We start from the raw sequence: 1,421 nt of genomic DNA, 5'->3' as shown, positions 1-1,421 counted from the left end.
GGGCATGCGGACGAAAAGTTGGACTGTGTAATGCCTGACATGTTATGAGGTACACACAAGAACAAATATCGACAGCACTTGTATTACTAAAAGCGACAGGATCCCCAGACAAAGTTGTCCAAACCTTAGGGTATCCATCTGCACCAATGCTTTATCATTGGCGTAAAAAGTATCCTGAATATTACGATGTTCCAAATCAAAAGCATTGGAGACAAGCTCCAACAGAATTGAAACATGACGTAATTAAACGTTGCCTTATTAAGGGCGAGCCTGTAAAATTAGTGGCAGAAGAAATCGGATACACACCTTCCTTGATATATAAATGGATTAGGGAGTATCGGGAGAAGGGATGTTTTCAACCCATGAAAAAAACTACTGCCAACATTAATGTAAATCCAAACGATATCACATCTGCGGAAGATATCAATGAGCTTAAAGCTCAGATGCTTGATATGCAGATGGAAATAGATATTCTTAAAGAAACAATCAATGTATTAAAAAAAGACCCCGGCATCGATCAGACAGCTCTCTCAAATCAGGAGAAGGCAGTGATAATCGATGCCCTGAAAAATAAGTATTCACTGCCGGATCTTCTAAAAAAACTAAACCTTGCAAAAAGTAGCTATTATTATCAAGAAAAAACCATTTATGCAGAGGATAAACACTCCAATCTTCACAAAAGAATCATACAACTGTTTCATGAAAATCGTGATATATTTGGTTATCGGAGAATTCATATGCTGCTTCATCGTGAGGGTATAAAAGTTTCTGAAAAAGTGGTTCGTCGTATTATGAAGCAGGAAAAACTAATTATCAGACGAAAACGCAGACAGAAATATAACTCCTATAAAGGTGAAATAACACCTGCGGTGGAGAATGTTATAGATAGAGATTTCCATGCTACAAAACCGAATCAAAAATGGCTTACTGATATCACAGAGTTTTCTATCAAAGCAGGAAAAATATATCTTTCGCCGATAATTGACTGCCTTGATGGTATGCCGGTGAGTTGGACTATAGGCACTTCTCCGAACGCAGAACTTGCCAACACCATGTTAAGGAATGCTATTGCTACACTTAAACCAAACGAAAAACCTATCGTACATTCTGACAGGGGATGCCATTATCGTTGGCCAGAATGGATACAGATAATGGAAGAAGCAAACCTTACACGATCCATGTCCAAGAAAGGTTGTTCTCCTGATAACTCTGCATGTGAGGGCTTCTTTGGTCACCTCAAAACAGAAATGTTCTATGGACATGACTGGGATGAATATAGCATTGAAGAATTTATCCAGGAGATAAATGGCTATATGGGTTGGTATTGCAAAGATAGAATTAAATCAACACTCGGAGGACTTAGTCCTCTAGATTATAGAAGGAGTATAGGCATAGCGGTCTAAAAAAATGTCCGCATGCCC

General features: G+C 38.6%; 1 protein-coding gene. It reads left to right on the top strand.

All coding sequences use genetic code 11. The annotated features are described in order from the left end of the window. The first annotated feature begins 44 nt into the window (after positions 1-44). Positions 45-1,403 carry an IS3 family transposase gene (locus V2546_RS15600; RefSeq protein ID WP_329752828.1) on the top strand — a complete coding sequence of 453 codons (1,359 nt, stop codon included), beginning with the start codon at positions 45-47 and terminating at the stop codon, positions 1,401-1,403. Positions 1,404-1,421 lie beyond the last annotated feature (18 nt).

The sequence above is a fragment of the Clostridium sp. CM74B_53 genome (assembly GCF_036318045.1).
Classification (GTDB): domain Bacteria; phylum Bacillota; class Clostridia; order Lachnospirales; family Lachnospiraceae; genus Pilosibacter.
The sequence above is the reverse complement of the archived record's forward strand: the minus strand, read 5'-3'. Positions and strand labels throughout refer to the sequence as shown.